Below are 16,656 nucleotides of genomic sequence, written 5' to 3' on the forward strand. Positions count from 1 at the left end.
CAGCTTTTTTTGATTTTTTTCTGGTTAATAATCCTTATTTAGGTCAAACTACATAAAAAGTAAACGCCTTAAGAGGTGAGTATATTGTTTAATCAACTTAGAATCCAATTTTTCATGGCACTTTTCATATTGCCATTTTGCTTAACCGTTTTTGCGGAAGAAACCGTTCAAAAGGAAAATGATCCAATTGAAAGGAAGGTCATTCTTCAGCGTATGTATTTGGATGGCGAGTTAAGTGAAGAGAAATTGACAGAAACAATTTGGTCGATGGAGGACTTTTGGGCAAAATATGAAGGATGGCAAGTAGTCGATCAAAATGAAGAGCAGATTGTCATGAAGAAAATTGAGAATGACATATCTCCGCTGTTAAAAGCGAATGGTTACCTTGGGATGAGGGAAGATGGTACATTATCCATTTTTATCGGCAGGCCTGAGCACGCCAAGATCATTCATACATTCTACCAAATAGACGTTGGTAAACTTGAAGCATACAAGCAGGAGGAACTGCAAAAAGGGATTCCAATCATGAATAAAGACCAATATAAACAGCTCATTAAAGAATATGAGCCATATTCGGTAAACTAGGGTGGGATGATATCCCACCCTTCAGACTGTAGATTGACTCGATAATGATGGAGAGTTGTCTACAGTTTTTTTGGTGTTTACCATTACCGTTGATTTCCATTGCGGGCACTCGCTTTCCGCGGGCGGTCCACCCTTTGTGTTTTTGCGCCTGTCGGGTCTCCCTTGGACGCTAGTCTTGCACGCCTGTTTCAATAAAATTTGTTTTAAGCAGTGAGGTGACACCCGGAATTCCTCGTGAATAGACTTTGCCGATTATGAAATAACTTTTAATGAACAACACCCCCTTTTTATGATAAAATGAGAGGTACAGCAAAATCAGGGAGAGAATTAATTTGTATGATTATATAAAAGGCAAGGTCGATTATATCGGACCTGAATACATAGTTGTGGAAAATGGGGGGATCGGATATCAAGTGATGACGCCGAATCCTTTTATTTTTTCCGCTCAATACCAGAAAGAAATCCAAGTTTTCCTGTATCATTATGTTCGTGAGGATATGGTGGCATTATACGGATTTCAGACTCGTCAAGAAAAGGCATTATTCACAAAATTATTGAATGTAACCGGAATCGGGCCGAAGGGTGCCCTAGCCATATTGGCATCAGGCCAGGTTGATCAGGTGGTACAGGCGATCGAAAATGAAGATGAATCATTTTTGGTGAAATTCCCGGGAGTCGGAAAGAAAACGGCACGGCAAATGATTCTCGACTTAAAAGGGAAACTGGAGAACATTATACCGGATGCGTTTCCAAGCTTGTTTAACGAAGGCGTCACGGCTGCAATCAGTCCAAATGGTTATGAGGAATTGGATGAAGCCATTCTTGCATTGAAGGCTCTTGGTTATTCTGAAAAGGAAGTCCAAAAGGTAGCCAAGAAATTGCAGGCTGAAGATATGACGACCGAGCAATATATTAAGAAAGCATTGCAAATGATGTTAAGATAAGGAGTGGCGCAATGGAGGAGAGAATATTCAATCAGGAAGCCGATCTGAACGAACTGTCCTTTGAACAAAGCCTGCGGCCGCAAAACTTAAAGCAATATATCGGACAGGATAAAGTGAAAGCGAATTTGAGTGTATACATCGAGGCGGCAAGGATGCGTGAAGAAACGCTCGATCATGTACTTTTATATGGACCGCCTGGTCTTGGCAAGACGACGCTTGCCGTCATCATCGCCAACGAAATGGGTGTGAATATCCGCACGACTTCCGGTCCCGCCATTGAGCGGCCGGGAGATCTGGCGGCCATTTTGAGTGCACTTGAACCAGGTGATGTATTGTTCATTGATGAGATTCACCGTCTCCCTCGTGTCGTTGAGGAAGTGTTATATCCGGCTATGGAGGACTTCTGTCTGGATATTGTGGTCGGTAAGGGGCCGGAAGCCCGTTCGATCCGGATCGACTTGCCGCCGTTCACCCTTGTAGGGGCCACGACACGGGCAGGCTCGCTGTCTGCACCGCTCAGGGACCGTTTTGGCGTATTGAGCCGTCTTGAATATTATACCGAAAACCATTTGACTGATATCATCATCCGTACAGCAAGAATCATGGATACGGAAATGGACGATCAAGCAGCGGCAGAGCTTGCAAGAAGGTCAAGGGGCACACCAAGAATAGCCAATCGGCTTTTACGGAGGGTCAGGGATTTCGCCCAGGTACGCGGTGATGGGACGATAACGGCGGAGCTTGCCGATTATGCGCTTGAATTAATGCAGGTCGACCGTTTAGGACTCGATCATATTGACCATAAATTACTTAAAGGGATCATTGAAAAATTCCGTGGCGGGCCCGTGGGCTTGGAAACAATTGCGGCAACGATTGGCGAAGAGGCACATACGATCGAAGATGTGTATGAACCATATCTGCTGCAAGTCGGTTTTCTTCAGCGCACCCCAAGAGGCCGGATGGCAACACAGCTTGTTTATGAGCATTTCGGCATGGAGATGCCTGAATGATGAATATACCAAAGATGGTCATGATTCTGGGTGTGATTATTTTCGTGATTGGTTTTGCGATGAAATATATCCATCTCGGCAGGCTGCCGGGAGATATTTTTCTGAAAAAGGGGAATACGACTTTTTACTTTCCTATCGTTACATCAATCATCGTCAGTGTTGTGTTGTCCGCGATTTTTTATTTGATCGGCCGTTTTAAATAATGATTACAGCTTGATAGACACGTAAGGAAGTGGAACAGATGAAATTGGATATGTTTGATTTTCATTTACCGGAGGAACTGATTGCCCAAGTTCCTTTGGAGGATAGGGAAGCAAGTAGATTGATGGTACTGGACAAAGAAACCGGTAAGCTCCAGCATGATGTATTCAGCCATATCACGGAATATATCAAACCGGGAGATTGCCTGGTGTTGAATGATACAAAAGTGCTTCCGGCCCGACTATACGGCAGTAAAGAAGGGACAGGTGCAAAGATCGAAGTATTGCTGCTTAAGCAAGAGCATGATGATGTCTGGGAAACGCTTGTGAAGCCGGCCAAGCGGATTAAGGAAGGCTCGACGATCGTTTTCGGCGATGGTAAGCTGAGTGCCGTCTGTACAGGTGTACTCGAGCATGGCGGCCGTATCCTTGAATTTAAATATGATGGCATATTTTATGAAATACTGGAGAAGCTGGGCGAAATGCCGTTACCTCCATACATCAAGGAACAACTTGATGATCAGGACCGCTATCAAACCGTTTATGCGCGGGAAAGGGGATCTGCAGCTGCACCTACCGCTGGCCTGCATTTTACGGAGGATTTGCTTGAGAAACTTAAAGGGATGGGTGTCCACATCGCCTTCATCACGCTGCATGTCGGGCTTGGTACATTCCGTCCGGTAAGCGTCGACGATATTGACAGCCATGAAATGCATTCGGAATTTTATCAAATGACGGAAGGCACTGCCAGATTACTGAATGAAGTGAAGGAAAAAGGCGGGAAAATCATTACGGTCGGCACTACTTCCACAAGGACATTGGAAACGATTGCGTCCCGCAATGATGGGGTTTTCAAGGAAGAGAATGGCTGGACGAGCATCTTCATTTATCCTGGTTATGAGTTCAAAGGGATCGATGCGATGATAACGAACTTCCATTTGCCTAAATCGACTTTAATCATGCTTATTTCTGCACTTGCAGGCAGGGAGCATGTCCTTCATGCCTATGAAACGGCTGTGGAAGAAAAATACAGGTTCTTTAGTTTTGGAGATGCAATGTTAATTAAGTAATATAAGAGTGAGAAGCTCTTGAAGGGAGTTATTGCGTTGACTGCAATACGATATGAGTTAATCAAAACATGTAAACAGACAGGTGCACGGCTAGGCCGGGTCCATACGCCGCATGGTTCTTTTGAAACGCCGGCATTTATGCCGGTTGGAACGATGGCTACTGTCAAAACGATGTCCCCGGAAGATTTGAAACAAATGGGGGCAGGAATCATCCTGAGCAATACGTACCACCTATGGCTGCGTCCGGGGCATGAAATCATCAAGGAAGCTGGCGGATTGCATAAGTTCATGAACTGGGATCGGGCGATTTTGACCGACTCAGGCGGCTTTCAAGTCTTCAGTTTAAGCGAGTTTCGCAAAATTGAAGAAGAGGGTGTGCATTTCAGGAACCATCTGAATGGCGATAAATTATTTTTATCTCCGGAAAAAGCGATGGAAATACAAAATGCGCTTGGCTCCGATATCATGATGGCCTTTGATGAATGTCCGCCATTTCCGGCGACTGAAGAATATATGAAGAAGTCGGTTGAACGGACATCGCGCTGGGCGGAACGCTGTTTGAATGCACATGAGCGTCCAAATGACCAAGGGCTGTTCGGAATCGTTCAAGGCGGGGAGTTTGAAAATCTTCGCAAACAAAGTGCAAAAGACCTTGTCTCCCTTGACTTCCCGGGTTATGCTATTGGAGGACTATCCGTAGGGGAACCGAAGGACATCATGAATCGCGTCCTTGAGTTTACAACTCCGCTGCTGCCATCTGACAAACCGCGTTATCTTATGGGGGTCGGTTCACCGGACTCATTGATCGATGGTGCACTCCGCGGTGTTGATATGTTTGACTGTGTACTGCCGACGCGAATCGCGCGTAATGGTACGCTAATGACGAGCAATGGGCGGCTGGTTGTGAAAAATGCGAAGTATGCACGCGATTTCGGTCCAATCGATGAAAATTGCGATTGCCATGTTTGCAAGAATTATAGCCGGGCATATATCCGCCACTTGATTAAATGTGAAGAAACCTTTGGAATTCGCCTTACGACTTACCATAATCTTCATTTTCTGTTAAACTTGATGGAACAGGTCAGACAAGCTATTCGAGAAGATCGTCTTGGAGACTTTAGGGAAGAGTTTTTTGAGCAGTATGGTTTCAATGAACCAAATGCGAGAAACTTCTAATTCCATAAATATTTTAATGAACGAAAGGAGTGAATATACTTAAATGGGTTCTTTAACACAAATACTTCCGTTGATTTTAATGTTCGTATTGTTCTATTTCTTATTGATCCGTCCGCAGCAAAAACGCCAAAAGGCTACGCAAAACATGCAAAGCAGTTTGAAAAAAGGTGATAAAGTTGCTACTATCGGCGGCATGCACGGAACAATCGATGCAATCGATGAACAGCAAATCGTCATTAAATCACCAGACGGTACAAAACTGACTTTTGACCGTGCAGCAATCCGTGAAATTACGGAAAGCGCACCGAATAAAGAAACATCCCTATAAGACAAACGAAAACCGGGCCATATGCCCGGTTTTTTGCTGTCTTTTTTTAATCGGAACGTGAGTCGGAACTCATGTTGACCCCAAGAACGCCACCCATCATGGCCGTAATCACAAAACAGCCATAGTATATCCATTGCTTGATGGTGAAAAGGGCATCGTGACCTAAATATTGAAAAAGGAACACGACCAACAGATAAAGCAGCCCAGTGCTTCCGCCCAAGAATAGTCCTTGCTTTTTCCCTTTGCCTCCTGATATGAATCCACCAATGAACAGCGAAAAAAAGGACACGATCATGACCACGTATGTCAGGGATGATTCCGTCAGTGAAGTAAAACGTAGAAGGATGGAAACGATTAAACTAGCAATCATCGCTATGGCAAAGATGGAGCCTACGCCATAAATTACGGCGACACTCATTTTTTTAGTTTCGATGGGTATTCCTCCTTTTTAAAAGGCTGATACGTATAGCCTGTTTATGTGTTTGTACAAGCATATTCCCGATATCGAACCTTTAGACCAGGTTTAAGAAGCTTCCCGTAAAATTAGAAAAGATTATGGAGTAATTTTTCAGTTCCCAAGCCATGCTATGGATGAAGGAAGTGTTGTTGAATTGGATATCTATCTAGGGATTATTTTTCGAACGACGGTAATCTATCTGGTCATCTGGTTCCTTTTTCGAATGATGGGTAAGCGGGAAGTTGGGGAACTGAGCGTTCTTGATTTAGTTGTATCCATCATGATAGGGGACATTGCTGTGCTATCCTTTGAAGATTTGGAAAAACCGTTTATCCGACAGACTATCCCGATGTTTGTTCTCGCGTTCCTCCAAATCACATTGGCATTTGCCTCATTGAAAAGTGTCAAATTACGCAATTTCATGGACGGTAAGCCACAGATCATCATTAATCAGGGGAAAATAGATGAAAAAGCGATGCGCAAACAACGATATAATTTTGATGACTTATTGACGCAACTTCGTGAACAAGGAATTATTGATATAAACGAAGTGCAATTTGCCATCCTTGAAACTTCAGGAAAGCTCTCAGTGATTAAAAAAAGCGACGAAGAAGGGGTGGAAAATCAGGTACCATTCCCGCTGATTGTCGATGGGGAGATACAGGAAAAAAATCTTGATAAAATTGGTAAAAACCATTTTTGGCTTCTGAATCAGTTAAAAGAACATGGAGAAACTAAGGTTAAAGAGATTTCGATTTGCGGGTACATAGATGGCCAAATTTACATCGATAAAAATGAAACGAAGAAATGAACCGAAGCCTTGAATGCTTCGGTTCATTTTATTTCCAAGCCAATTTTGACAAATAGCGGCCCACTACAGGAATCCTGATCAGATCGGCCTTTTTTATGCTGCCGGTCATGAGCAGGAAAAATGTGAACAGCAGGATAACGACGGTTACGGAAAGCAAAAGCCGTATGCCAATAGGCTGTGAGGAGAGCGGGAATTGATAAAGATAATAACCGCCCCATCCTGAAATTAAAGCAAGGACCAGAGCTGAGATATAGCTTCGGAAATGAAGCGTGAAAGGGACGACCTTCAGCACGGTTGAAAAATGCAGGAAAGTAACGAGCATCGTACCGACAGCTATCCCGATTGCGGCTCCCATGATCCCGAAACTTTCCTTTGAAGCAAGAAGCCAGATCACACCGATTTTAAGGATGTTCCCAGCCAGGCTGTTGAACATTGCAGCCTTTGCAAGGTCCAGTGCTTGCAGCATGGATTGCAGCGGATATTGAAAGTAATAAAGGATGAAAAAAGGCGCCAGGAATTTAATGAAAACGGCAGCATGCGAAGATCCATACATGACCTGTAAGATAGGTTCGGCAAAGATGAACAGAATGACGATAGCTAAACAGCCTGTGATGAAGGTGATTTTCAGGGCTTGTTGAAGCCTGTGTTCAACGAGTAAAAAGTTTCCGGTCGTACGGGCTTCGCTCACTGCCGGGACAAGTGCCGTCGCCAATGATGATGTAACGAAGGAAGGAAGCATGAGTAAAGGCAGAGCATATCCAGTCAACTCCCCGTATTGACTGGTGGCTGCGGCCGCGGTGACTCCGGCAAGTGCCAAACTCTGGGCGACCACTATCGGTTCGAAAAACCACGATACCGATCCAATCATCCTGCTTCCGGTGGTAGGAAGGGCAATCCCCATCAATTCGGTGAACGTTCCTTTTCCGGATTTGACATTATTGAAGAAACCCTTTCTGAACTTAAAATGTTTCTTTATTTTAAAGCTGGTCAATAAGTAAATGAGAGAGACGAGCTCACCGATAATCGATGCAAGCATTGCCCCGGCTGCCGCATATTCGATTCCATATGGCAAAAAGGCCTTGGTCAGGACGGCTATGAAAGTGATTCGGGCCACCTGTTCGATAACTTGTGAGAAAGCGAAGGGCTTCATATTTTGCTTGCCTTGGAAATAACCGCGCAGTACGGATGAAATGGCAATGATCGGGACGATTGGGGCAATCGCCATGAGCGGCCATAACGTCCGTCCGTCCGTGAATAGGTATTCTGATAGAACCGGTGCGAAAAGCAGCATCGCAGGAGTGAAAATCATCGATAGAGTAAAGGTGCATGCCAAAGAGACGACAAGGATTTTCTTGATTTTCCGTTCATCACCCCTGGCATTGGCTTCGGCCACGTATTTTGAAATGGCGATTGGCAGGCCCAACTGGGTTATGTTCACGACGAGAAAGAGTGTCGGTAAAGCCATCATATATAAACCAACGCCTTCTTCGCCGATGAAGCGGGCGATGACAATACGGTTAATGAAACCAAGAACCCTTGTAATCAGGCTTGCGATTAATAAAATCAGCGTCCCTTTTAAAAATTTGGACATTGAACTCCCTCCCTGCCTTCTCAAAAAAGCGGTTATGCTATACAATTATCTATATGCTTGTACTTGGACAAAGCATGACAAAAGTGTTTGTTTGCGTTCTAACAAATGATAAGAAACCCTTCTAAGAAACTGCGCATTCATTTGAGAATCATTTTACTGGAGGCAAAGTGATGGCAAAAAAGAATCATCCCTATCAAAGGTATTATCTAAAGGTGCGTCCATTTTTGAAGAGTAAGCGTGAGGAATTCCAAATGGTCGGATTGAATGCCGTAACAGAGGAAGACATATGGGGAACCTTAACCAAAAATAAATGGAAGCGCCCGCAGGAAAACATTCACCTTCATGAACTTGTCGCAGATATCGTGACATTTTCGAGCAACCAGTTCATGACCTTCCAAATGGTCGAAGCTTATAAATCACCAAACCTATTCGAGCCGCTTTCCGAAGAGGAACTGAAGGAGCTTTTGAAAGAATAACGCAAAGATATACTTAAATTGACAGCTGTTTGTATATGTCTCATAATAGATATGGTTATGCTTTTTTTGGAAAAAGTATGGAAAGCTGTGTCTTTTTTCTCAAGAAGCATAGGGTATGCAGTTATCATTTAAACAATAAATGACGGTTTTATTAACTTCAGGAACAGGCGTATTATAGAAAGGGGCCTACTACATAATGGTAAAAAGAAGCAGGATCGTTGCGTTTTTTCTAATCGCACTTTTGATTTTCGCAGCGATGGGTACGACTTCAAAAGGAATCCTAAAGGATATCAAGCTGGGTCTTGATCTTCAAGGCGGGTTTGAAGTGTTATATGAAGTAAAACCGCTGTCAGGGGAAAAGATCACCCCGGAAGTTTTACGGGCTACAGTAAGCTCACTTGAGCGGCGTGTCAATGTGTTGGGTGTTAGCGAACCAAACATTCAAATAGAAGGGAAAGACCGGATCCGCGTTCAATTGGCTGGTGTCAAAGACCAAAACAATGCTCGGGAAATCCTTTCGACACAAGCTAAATTATCCTTCCGTGATTACAACGATAAGGAAATGATGACCGGTGCCGACCTGAAAGAAGGCGGCGCGAAACAAACGTTCCAAGATAATAAACCGGTTGTCGAAGTCACGCTGAAAGACGTGAATAAGTTTAAAGAAATCACTCAAAAAATTTCCTCGATGGAAAGTCCGACCAATGTACTGGCAATCTGGCTGGATTTCGAGGAAGGAAAAGATTCCATTAAGGATACAGCTTCACAAGACAATATGATTTCAGCTCCAGCTGTAAGTGAAGTTTTCAATACGAAGAAGGTGTATATTACCGGTCAATTCACAGTGGATGAAGCGAAAGAGCTTGCAGACCTTCTGGATGCAGGTGCCCTGCCTGTAGATTTGAAAGAAAAGTACTCCACTTCAGTAGGTGCCCAATTCGGTGCGGGTGCACTGAATGATACCATTTTTGCAGGAATCATCGGAATTGCACTTGTTTTCATCTTTATGCTTGTGTATTACCGCTTCCCGGGATTCATTGCAGTCGTCACCTTAAGCATCTACCTTTTCTTGACGCTATTAGTGTTTGATTGGATGAATGCGGTTCTTACGCTGCCAGGTATTGCGGCATTGGTTCTCGGAGTCGGGATGGCTGTCGATGCCAATATCATAACTTATGAGCGAATCAGGGATGAATTGAAACTTGGCAGATCGGTTAAGGCAGCATATAAAGAAGGTACCAAGAATTCACTTGCTACAATCACGGATGCCAACTTAACGACCCTGCTGGCTGCGGCCGTACTGTTCTATTATGGTACAAGCTCGGTTAAAGGGTTTGCCACCACTTTGATCATTTCGATCTTAATGAGTTTCATTACAGCCGTTTATGGTACACGCCTCTTTATGAGCCTGTGGGTGAATAGCGGGTTCCTGGACAAACGTACAGGATGGTTTGGCGTGAAGAAGAAAAATATTCACGATTTATCCGAGAAAATGGATTTAATGTCATTGCCAACACGCTTTGATAAAATCGATTTCGTGAAACATCGGAAAGTTTTTTACGGCATTTCAATCGGTGTCACCATTATCGGGATCATCTTCCTGCTCGTCTTCAGATTGAATCTTGGGATTGATTTCACGAGCGGCACCCGAATCGAGATTGCGTCCAAAGATGTCTTGACGACTCAGCAAGTCAATGACGAAATGGAAAAGGTCGGTATCGACGAAGATGATATCAAGGATGTCAGGCTCGCTGGACAAGACAATAAAAATGCTGTCGTTCGGACAGTCGGTGTCCTTGATAAGCAAGAGATTGCTGAATTGAAGGACCATTTCAAGAAAAATCACGGAGCAGAACCGAATGTCAGCACCGTATCACCGACAGTAGGAAAAGAGCTTGCGAAAAATGCCATGTTTGCGTTAGCGATTGCCTCAATCGGAATCATATTGTATGTATCGATACGATTTGAATGGCGAATGGCTGTACCAGCCGTGGTTGCGCTTATACATGATGCATTCTTCATCATCACGATTTTCAGCTTGCTCCGGCTCGAAGTGGATATCACCTTCATTGCTGCGGTTCTGACGATCGTCGGTTATTCGATCAATGATACGATCGTAACCTTTGACCGTATTCGTGAAAACCTGCGCTTCAGCCGTAAAGTAAAAACCGTCGAAGAACTTGAGAACATTGTGAACGTCAGTATCAGGCAAACGCTGACGAGATCCATTAATACGGTTCTGACCGTTCTCATTACGGTCATCGCGTTGATGATCTTCGGCAGTGAAGCTATCCGTAACTTCTCCATTGCCCTGTTTATCGGATTAATATGCGGCGTGTATTCATCGCTATTGATCGCTTCCCAATTCTGGCTTGATTTGAAAATCAGGGAATTGAAGAAGAAAGGTCCGCTGAATACCGCAAAAGAAAAGAAACAAAGTCTTGAAGGACAAGTTTAATAGGTGAAAGGGGGCTGGCGTGATGCCAGCCTTCTTTTTGTTGAACTAGCTTATTGAATAGGGAATTACAGCCAATTATGAGTTTAAAATAAAATTGAAACTGGTATATTCGTTTTGTATAATGAGTAGGTTGAGGGGTGAATAAATGTTAAAGCCAAAAACCCGGTGGAACTTGCGAACTGCCGATGAAAACAAAGTTGCTGTACTAGCTGAAGAGCTTCATATCACACCTTTGGTTGCAGCCCTGCTTGTGAATCGAGGCCTGGATACGATTGAAAGTGCCCGATCGTTTTTATTTGTAAAAAATCAAACTTTTCATGACCCATTTTTATTGAAGGATATGGATAAAGCAGTATATAGAATAAAAGAAGCGATTCAAAATGGAGAAAAAATACGTATATTCGGTGATTATGATGCGGATGGCGTGACATCGACCACCGTGATGATGACCGCGCTGACGAGATTGGGGGCCGATGTTGATTTTTATATCCCGAATCGGTTTACAGAAGGATATGGTCCGAATCCGATGGCATTCCGCCTTGCAGCCGAGCAAGGTGTGAAGGTATTAATAACCGTAGATACCGGAATTTCCGCAGTCGCTGAAGCGAAACTTGCCGCCGAGCTGGGCATGGATTATATTTTGACCGATCACCATGAACCGGGACCGCAATTGCCTGAGGCATTGGCAATCATCCATCCTAAACTTGAGGACAGTACCTATCCATTTAAAGACCTGGCCGGAGTAGGGGTTGCATTTAAGCTTGCACACGCCTTGCTTGGGGAATTGCCTGAAGATTTGCTAGAAATTGCGGCAATCGGGACGATAGCGGATTTAGTGCCTTTACAAGGGGAAAACCGCGTCATTGCTGCGAAAGGCATCGAGCAGTTACGATTGACTCGCCGCCCGGGACTTGTTGCGTTAATGAAAGTGGCGAATGTTCAGCAGGAAGCATTGAATGAAGAATCGATCGGCTTTGCAATGGCACCGAGGATCAATGCTGTCGGCCGCCTTGGAGATGCCGATCCCGCTGTTGATTTATTGATGTCCGCAAGTCTCGAAGAAGCAATGGAACTTGCTAATGAAATCAATGATATCAATAAAGAGCGGCAGGAAATGGTTGCAGCAATGGCTGAGGAAGCGATTGCTGAAGTCGAGGAAAACTTCCCGCCGGAGTCCAATGGCGTGCTCATCATCGGCAGGGAAGGCTGGAATGCCGGAGTTGTGGGGATTGTGGCCTCTAAACTTGTTGAACGCTTTTACCGGCCGACGATTGTATTGAGCTATGATCGGGATAAGGGATTAGCTAAAGGTTCTGCTCGGAGCATCGTAGGTTTCGATCTTTTTCAAAGTCTTTCCCAATGCCGTGAAATGCTGCCTCATTTCGGTGGACATCCTATGGCAGCTGGAATGACGTTGAAAATAGAAGATGTTCAGGAGCTTAGGGACCGCATGAACTTGATTGCGAAGGAAGAACTGAATGAAGAGGACTTCACACCGATTACAAACTTGGACGGTGCTACGACTTTAGCTGAAGTTTCCATTCAAACGATTCAGGAAATGAGCTTGCTTGCACCATTTGGGGTTACGAATCCAAAGCCGAAGATTTTGATAGATTCCGTACAACTATCAAGTGTCCGTAAAATTGGTGCCAACCAAAATCACTTGAAGGTTCAGCTGGAAGATGGTGAAAAACACAAACTTGACGGTGTGGGCTTCGGTCTCGGTCATTTTGTCGATGAAATAGCTCCGCACGCTGAAGTTTCGGTGATTGGAGAGCTCTCCATCAATGAGTGGAATAATATGAAAAAGCCCCAGATCTTTGTCCAGGATGTCTCGGTGGACCATTGGCAGTTATTCGATTACCGCGGCAAGGGACAGGCAGAGAAGTGGCTTGCCGACATTCCTGCACAAAACCGGAAGATCGTCATTTTCTCGGAAGATATTTATAGCAGATATCCATTTTTGCAAAACCATCCAGATCTCGTTCATATCGAGAATGAACTGGATGCTGAGCAGCTCGACTGCTTCGAAGGGCATTTGGTGCTCATGGACATGCCGCCGTCCAGGGAATATTTGAAACGGGTGATTGCCAAAAAGAACCCTTCCCGTATCTACGCTCATTTTTCCCATGAACAGGACCATTTCTTAAGTACGATGCCGACAAGGGATCATTTTAAATGGTTTTATGCCTTCCTTGCCAAGAAGGGTCCGCTTGATGTGAAAAGATATGGTGATGACCTGGCCAAATATCGCGGCTGGTCAAGAGATACAGTGGATTTCATTTCTAAGGTGTTTTTTGAGCTTGATTTTGTTACAATAGAAAATGGGTTAATTATGCTCACAACCAATGCGAAAAAACGCGATCTCAGTGAATCTGAATCGTATACAAGAAAGAAAGAGCAATTTGAGCTTGAACAAGAGCTTGTTTATTCTTCCTATCAGCAATTATTCGATTGGTTCAATCATTATTTAGTTCATGAGGCAACAGACCTTGAGGAGGAAACAAAGCAATGGATTTAAAGCAATATGTAACAATTGTGCAAGACTGGCCAAAACCGGGTATCGTCTTCAAAGATATTACAACATTAATGGATAACGGCGCAGCTTATAAATACGCAACAGACCAAATCGTCGAGTATGCTCGCGATAAAAATATCGACTTGGTGGTCGGGCCGGAAGCACGCGGATTCATTATCGGATGTCCAGTCGCATACTCATTGGAAGTGGGCTTTGCACCAGTGAGAAAAGAAGGAAAACTTCCACGTGAAACGATAAAAGTCGAATATGGTTTAGAATACGGCAAGGATGTATTGACAATCCATAAAGATGCCATTAAACCGGGACAGCGTGTCCTGATTACGGACGATTTGCTTGCTACCGGGGGAACAATCGAAGCGACGATCAAGTTGGTTGAACAGCTTGGCGGAATTGTAGCAGGGATTGCCTTCCTTATTGAATTGACTGACTTGGATGGAAAAGATAAATTAGACGGCTATGATGTCTTGACATTAATGAGCTTTTAATAAAGGAGAGCACTCTGACCAGGGTGCTCTCTTTCTGTTTTTCCCATTTTAGCTGGATTTTGTCGAATTTCCAGTGAAAAAATGCACTATTCTTAATAAAATACACGTTTAACTCTTTACATCCTTGCCTTTTTTTTCGATAATAGTAATAATAAAGAGTTTTTCTGCTAATAAGTTTATTTGCACTTTTATCCGTTTAAGCGGATTTATTTTTTTTCGCAAAAATTGTCACGTTTTGCAGAATAAAGGGAAGTGCTACCAATCATACTCAATCCGGATCATATCCGGTGGCAGTTAAAGTGGGGTTAAGGTGATTAAATGGCTAATGATCAAATATTGACTGCCGAGCAGGTTGTAGAACGGGCCAGCTTATATCTTCAGCCGGAAGAAGCTGAATTTATTCATAGAGCGTTTAAGTATGCAGAGTATGCTCACCGAGAACAATTCCGTAAATCGGGAGAGCCGTATATTATTCATCCGATTCAAGTGGCGGGCATTCTGGCTGATCTTGAAATGGACCCTGCAACCATTGCGGCAGGTTTTTTACATGATGTTGTTGAAGACACGGAGATCACTTTGAAGGATATTGAAGAAAATTTCAGTCCTGAAGTCGCCATGCTTGTGGATGGCGTGACCAAGTTAGGGAAAATCAAATACAAATCACAGCAGGAGCAACAGGCGGAAAACCATCGGAAAATGTTCGTGGCGATGGCCCAGGATATACGGGTCATCTTGATCAAGCTTGCGGACAGACTGCATAATATGCGGACATTGAAGCATCTGCCGCAGGAAAAGCAGAGAAGGATATCGAACGAGACGTTGGAAATCTTCGCACCGCTTGCCCATCGTCTTGGTATCAGCACGATTAAATGGGAACTGGAAGATACTGCACTAAGGTATTTGAATCCTCAGCAGTATTACCGAATCGTCAACCTGATGAAGAAAAAGCGTGCAGAACGTGAAAACTATCTGGAAGAAGTCATTGATGAAGTGCGTAAAAATGTTGAGGAAGTCAACATTAAGGCTGACCTATCCGGCAGGCCGAAACATATATACAGCATTTATCGCAAAATGGCTTTGCAGAATAAACAGTTCAGCGAAATTTATGACTTGCTTGCCGTTCGGATCGTCGTCAATAGCATAAAAGATTGCTATGCCGTTTTAGGGATCATCCATACATGCTGGAAACCGATGCCTGGCCGATTCAAAGACTATATCGCGATGCCGAAGCCGAATATGTATCAATCGCTCCATACGACGGTGATAGGACCGAAAGGCGATCCGCTGGAAGTGCAGATCCGTACTTCCGATATGCATCGCATTGCCGAGTTCGGGGTTGCTGCGCACTGGGCTTATAAAGAGGGAAAAGATGTCGGTGAACAGCCTTCACTGGAAGAAAAATTGACATGGTTCCGGGAAATTCTTGAATTCCAGGATGATGCGACTAATGCCGAGGAATTCATGGAATCCCTTAAAATAGATCTTTTTTCTGATATGGTATTCATTTTCACTCCAAAAGGCGATGTCATCGAACTGCCATCAGGATCCAACCCGATTGATTTCGCTTACCGGATTCATTCGGAAATCGGGAACAAAACGATTGGTGCCAAAGTGAACGGGAAAATGGTACCGCTGGATTATAAACTGAAAACTGGCGATATCATAGAAATCTTAACATCGAAGCATTCATATGGCCCAAGTCAGGATTGGCTTAAACTAACGCAAACATCTCAAGCGAAAAATAAGATCCGCCAATTTTTCAAGAAGCAGCGCCGGGAAGAAAATATCGAAAAAGGCAAAGAGCTTGTTGAAAAGGAAATCAAGGATATGGAGTTCGACCTGAAGGAAATCCTGGCTGCCGAAAATATCAGGCGTGTTGCGGATAAATTCAACTTCCTGAATGAAGAGGATATGTATGCAGCAGTCGGATATAACGGAATAACAGCCCTTCAGGTAGCTAACCGCCTTACCGAAAAATGGCGCAAGCAGAAAATGGTCGAGCAAGAAGCGGATATTTCTGAAGCGGTAGCCGATCTGAAAACCTTCTCGAATACATCTAAAAAACGTGACTCGGGCGTACAGGTACCAGGGATTGATAACTTGCTTATCCGCTTATCACGCTGTTGCAACCCAGTACCAGGGGACGAAATCGTTGGTTATATAACCAAAGGCCGTGGAGTTTCAGTTCATAGGCAAGATTGCCCGAACCTGGATAGCGGGGATGCCGATCATCGCCTTGTACCGGTTGAATGGGAAAGTACGATTAACGAACGCAAGGAATACATCGTGGAAATTGAAATCAGCGGCTATGACCGTCGCGGCTTATTGAATGAAGTCCTTCAAGCCGTCAATGAAACCAAGACCAACATTTCAGCGGTCTCGGGTAAATCCGACAGGAATAAGGTGGCGACCATTCACATGTCGATTTATATTCATAACATTGCCCATTTGCAAAAGGTTGTCGACCGTATTAAACAAATTTCAGATGTTTATTCCGTTAGAAGGATCATGAACTAAGGAGTTTTT

The 16,656-nt window shown here is 44.0% G+C and carries 15 protein-coding genes; 13 read left to right on the forward strand and 2 right to left on the reverse strand.

Annotated features, from left to right (window positions below; translation table 11 throughout):
- Nucleotides 1-75 precede the first annotated feature (75 nt).
- The 7 genes from ACFX4H_RS00500 to yajC all read left to right on the forward strand — a co-directional run bounded on the left by ACFX4H_RS00500 (nt 76) and on the right by yajC (nt 5,313).
- Complete coding sequence (locus ACFX4H_RS00500; protein ID WP_373689759.1) at nt 76-585, forward strand: BofC C-terminal domain-containing protein; 510 nt, start codon at nt 76-78, stop codon at nt 583-585.
- A gap of 332 nt (nt 586-917) precedes the next feature.
- On the forward strand, nt 918-1,529 hold the full coding sequence (ruvA, locus tag ACFX4H_RS00505; protein WP_377433440.1) for a Holliday junction branch migration protein RuvA: 612 nt from the start codon (nt 918-920) through the stop codon (nt 1,527-1,529).
- Nucleotides 1,530-1,540: 11 nt separating this feature from the next.
- Nucleotides 1,541-2,539 carry a Holliday junction branch migration DNA helicase RuvB gene (gene ruvB, locus ACFX4H_RS00510; protein WP_034308811.1) on the forward strand — a complete coding sequence of 333 codons (999 nt, stop codon included), beginning with the start codon at nt 1,541-1,543 and terminating at the stop codon, nt 2,537-2,539.
- Nucleotides 2,536-2,742: a DUF2905 domain-containing protein gene (locus tag ACFX4H_RS00515; RefSeq protein WP_034308809.1), complete on the forward strand. Its 207-nt coding sequence runs from the start codon at nt 2,536-2,538 to the stop codon at nt 2,740-2,742. Before ruvB ends, ACFX4H_RS00515 begins: the two co-directional genes overlap by 4 nt.
- A gap of 38 nt (nt 2,743-2,780) precedes the next feature.
- On the forward strand, nt 2,781-3,809 hold the full coding sequence (gene queA, locus ACFX4H_RS00520; RefSeq protein ID WP_249599224.1) for a tRNA preQ1(34) S-adenosylmethionine ribosyltransferase-isomerase QueA: 1,029 nt from the start codon (nt 2,781-2,783) through the stop codon (nt 3,807-3,809).
- Between the two features lie 36 nt (nt 3,810-3,845).
- The gene (tgt, locus tag ACFX4H_RS00525) at nt 3,846-4,985 is read left to right on the forward strand and encodes a tRNA guanosine(34) transglycosylase Tgt (RefSeq protein WP_034308807.1); all 1,140 of its coding nucleotides are present in this window, start codon (nt 3,846-3,848) and stop codon (nt 4,983-4,985) included.
- Nucleotides 4,986-5,028: 43 nt separating this feature from the next.
- Nucleotides 5,029-5,313 (forward strand): preprotein translocase subunit YajC, encoded by a 285-nt coding sequence (gene yajC, locus ACFX4H_RS00530; protein ID WP_034308805.1) that lies wholly within the window; start codon nt 5,029-5,031, stop codon nt 5,311-5,313.
- 46 nt (nt 5,314-5,359) lie between these two features.
- On the opposite strand, the gene ACFX4H_RS00535 is transcribed toward yajC, so the two are convergent.
- On the reverse strand, nt 5,360-5,731 hold the full coding sequence (locus ACFX4H_RS00535; RefSeq protein WP_377433443.1) for a TIGR04086 family membrane protein: 372 nt from the start codon (nt 5,729-5,731) through the stop codon (nt 5,360-5,362).
- Nucleotides 5,732-5,924: 193 nt separating this feature from the next.
- On the opposite strand from ACFX4H_RS00535, the gene ACFX4H_RS00540 reads away from it, so the two are divergent.
- Nucleotides 5,925-6,581 carry a DUF421 domain-containing protein gene (locus tag ACFX4H_RS00540; RefSeq protein WP_034311402.1) on the forward strand — a complete coding sequence of 219 codons (657 nt, stop codon included), beginning with the start codon at nt 5,925-5,927 and terminating at the stop codon, nt 6,579-6,581.
- 28 nt (nt 6,582-6,609) lie between these two features.
- Here the strand turns inward: ACFX4H_RS00540 and spoVB are convergent, their stop codons facing one another.
- The gene (gene spoVB, locus ACFX4H_RS00545) at nt 6,610-8,172 is read right to left on the reverse strand and encodes a stage V sporulation protein B (protein ID WP_377433446.1); all 1,563 of its coding nucleotides are present in this window, start codon (nt 8,170-8,172) and stop codon (nt 6,610-6,612) included.
- 170 nt (nt 8,173-8,342) lie between these two features.
- On the opposite strand from spoVB, the gene ACFX4H_RS00550 reads away from it, so the two are divergent.
- From ACFX4H_RS00550 to ACFX4H_RS00570, 5 genes are all read left to right on the forward strand, one after another.
- On the forward strand, nt 8,343-8,648 hold the full coding sequence (locus tag ACFX4H_RS00550; RefSeq protein ID WP_034308797.1) for a post-transcriptional regulator: 306 nt from the start codon (nt 8,343-8,345) through the stop codon (nt 8,646-8,648).
- A 196-nt stretch (nt 8,649-8,844) separates the two neighbouring features.
- Nucleotides 8,845-11,106, forward strand: coding sequence for a protein translocase subunit SecDF (secDF, locus tag ACFX4H_RS00555; RefSeq protein ID WP_249599226.1), 2,262 nt, complete (start codon nt 8,845-8,847; stop codon nt 11,104-11,106).
- A gap of 145 nt (nt 11,107-11,251) precedes the next feature.
- Nucleotides 11,252-13,627 (forward strand): single-stranded-DNA-specific exonuclease RecJ, encoded by a 2,376-nt coding sequence (recJ, locus tag ACFX4H_RS00560; RefSeq protein ID WP_034308791.1) that lies wholly within the window; start codon nt 11,252-11,254, stop codon nt 13,625-13,627.
- Nucleotides 13,618-14,130 (forward strand): adenine phosphoribosyltransferase, encoded by a 513-nt coding sequence (locus tag ACFX4H_RS00565; protein WP_034308789.1) that lies wholly within the window; start codon nt 13,618-13,620, stop codon nt 14,128-14,130. The genes recJ and ACFX4H_RS00565 overlap by 10 nt, the downstream gene beginning before the upstream one ends.
- A gap of 318 nt (nt 14,131-14,448) precedes the next feature.
- Nucleotides 14,449-16,647 (forward strand): RelA/SpoT family protein, encoded by a 2,199-nt coding sequence (locus tag ACFX4H_RS00570; RefSeq protein ID WP_034308787.1) that lies wholly within the window; start codon nt 14,449-14,451, stop codon nt 16,645-16,647.
- Nucleotides 16,648-16,656: the final 9 nt, after the last annotated feature.

It is taken from the genome of Peribacillus sp. YIM B13477, assembly GCF_042787955.1.
Lineage (GTDB): Bacteria > Bacillota > Bacilli > Bacillales > DSM-1321 > Peribacillus > Peribacillus frigoritolerans.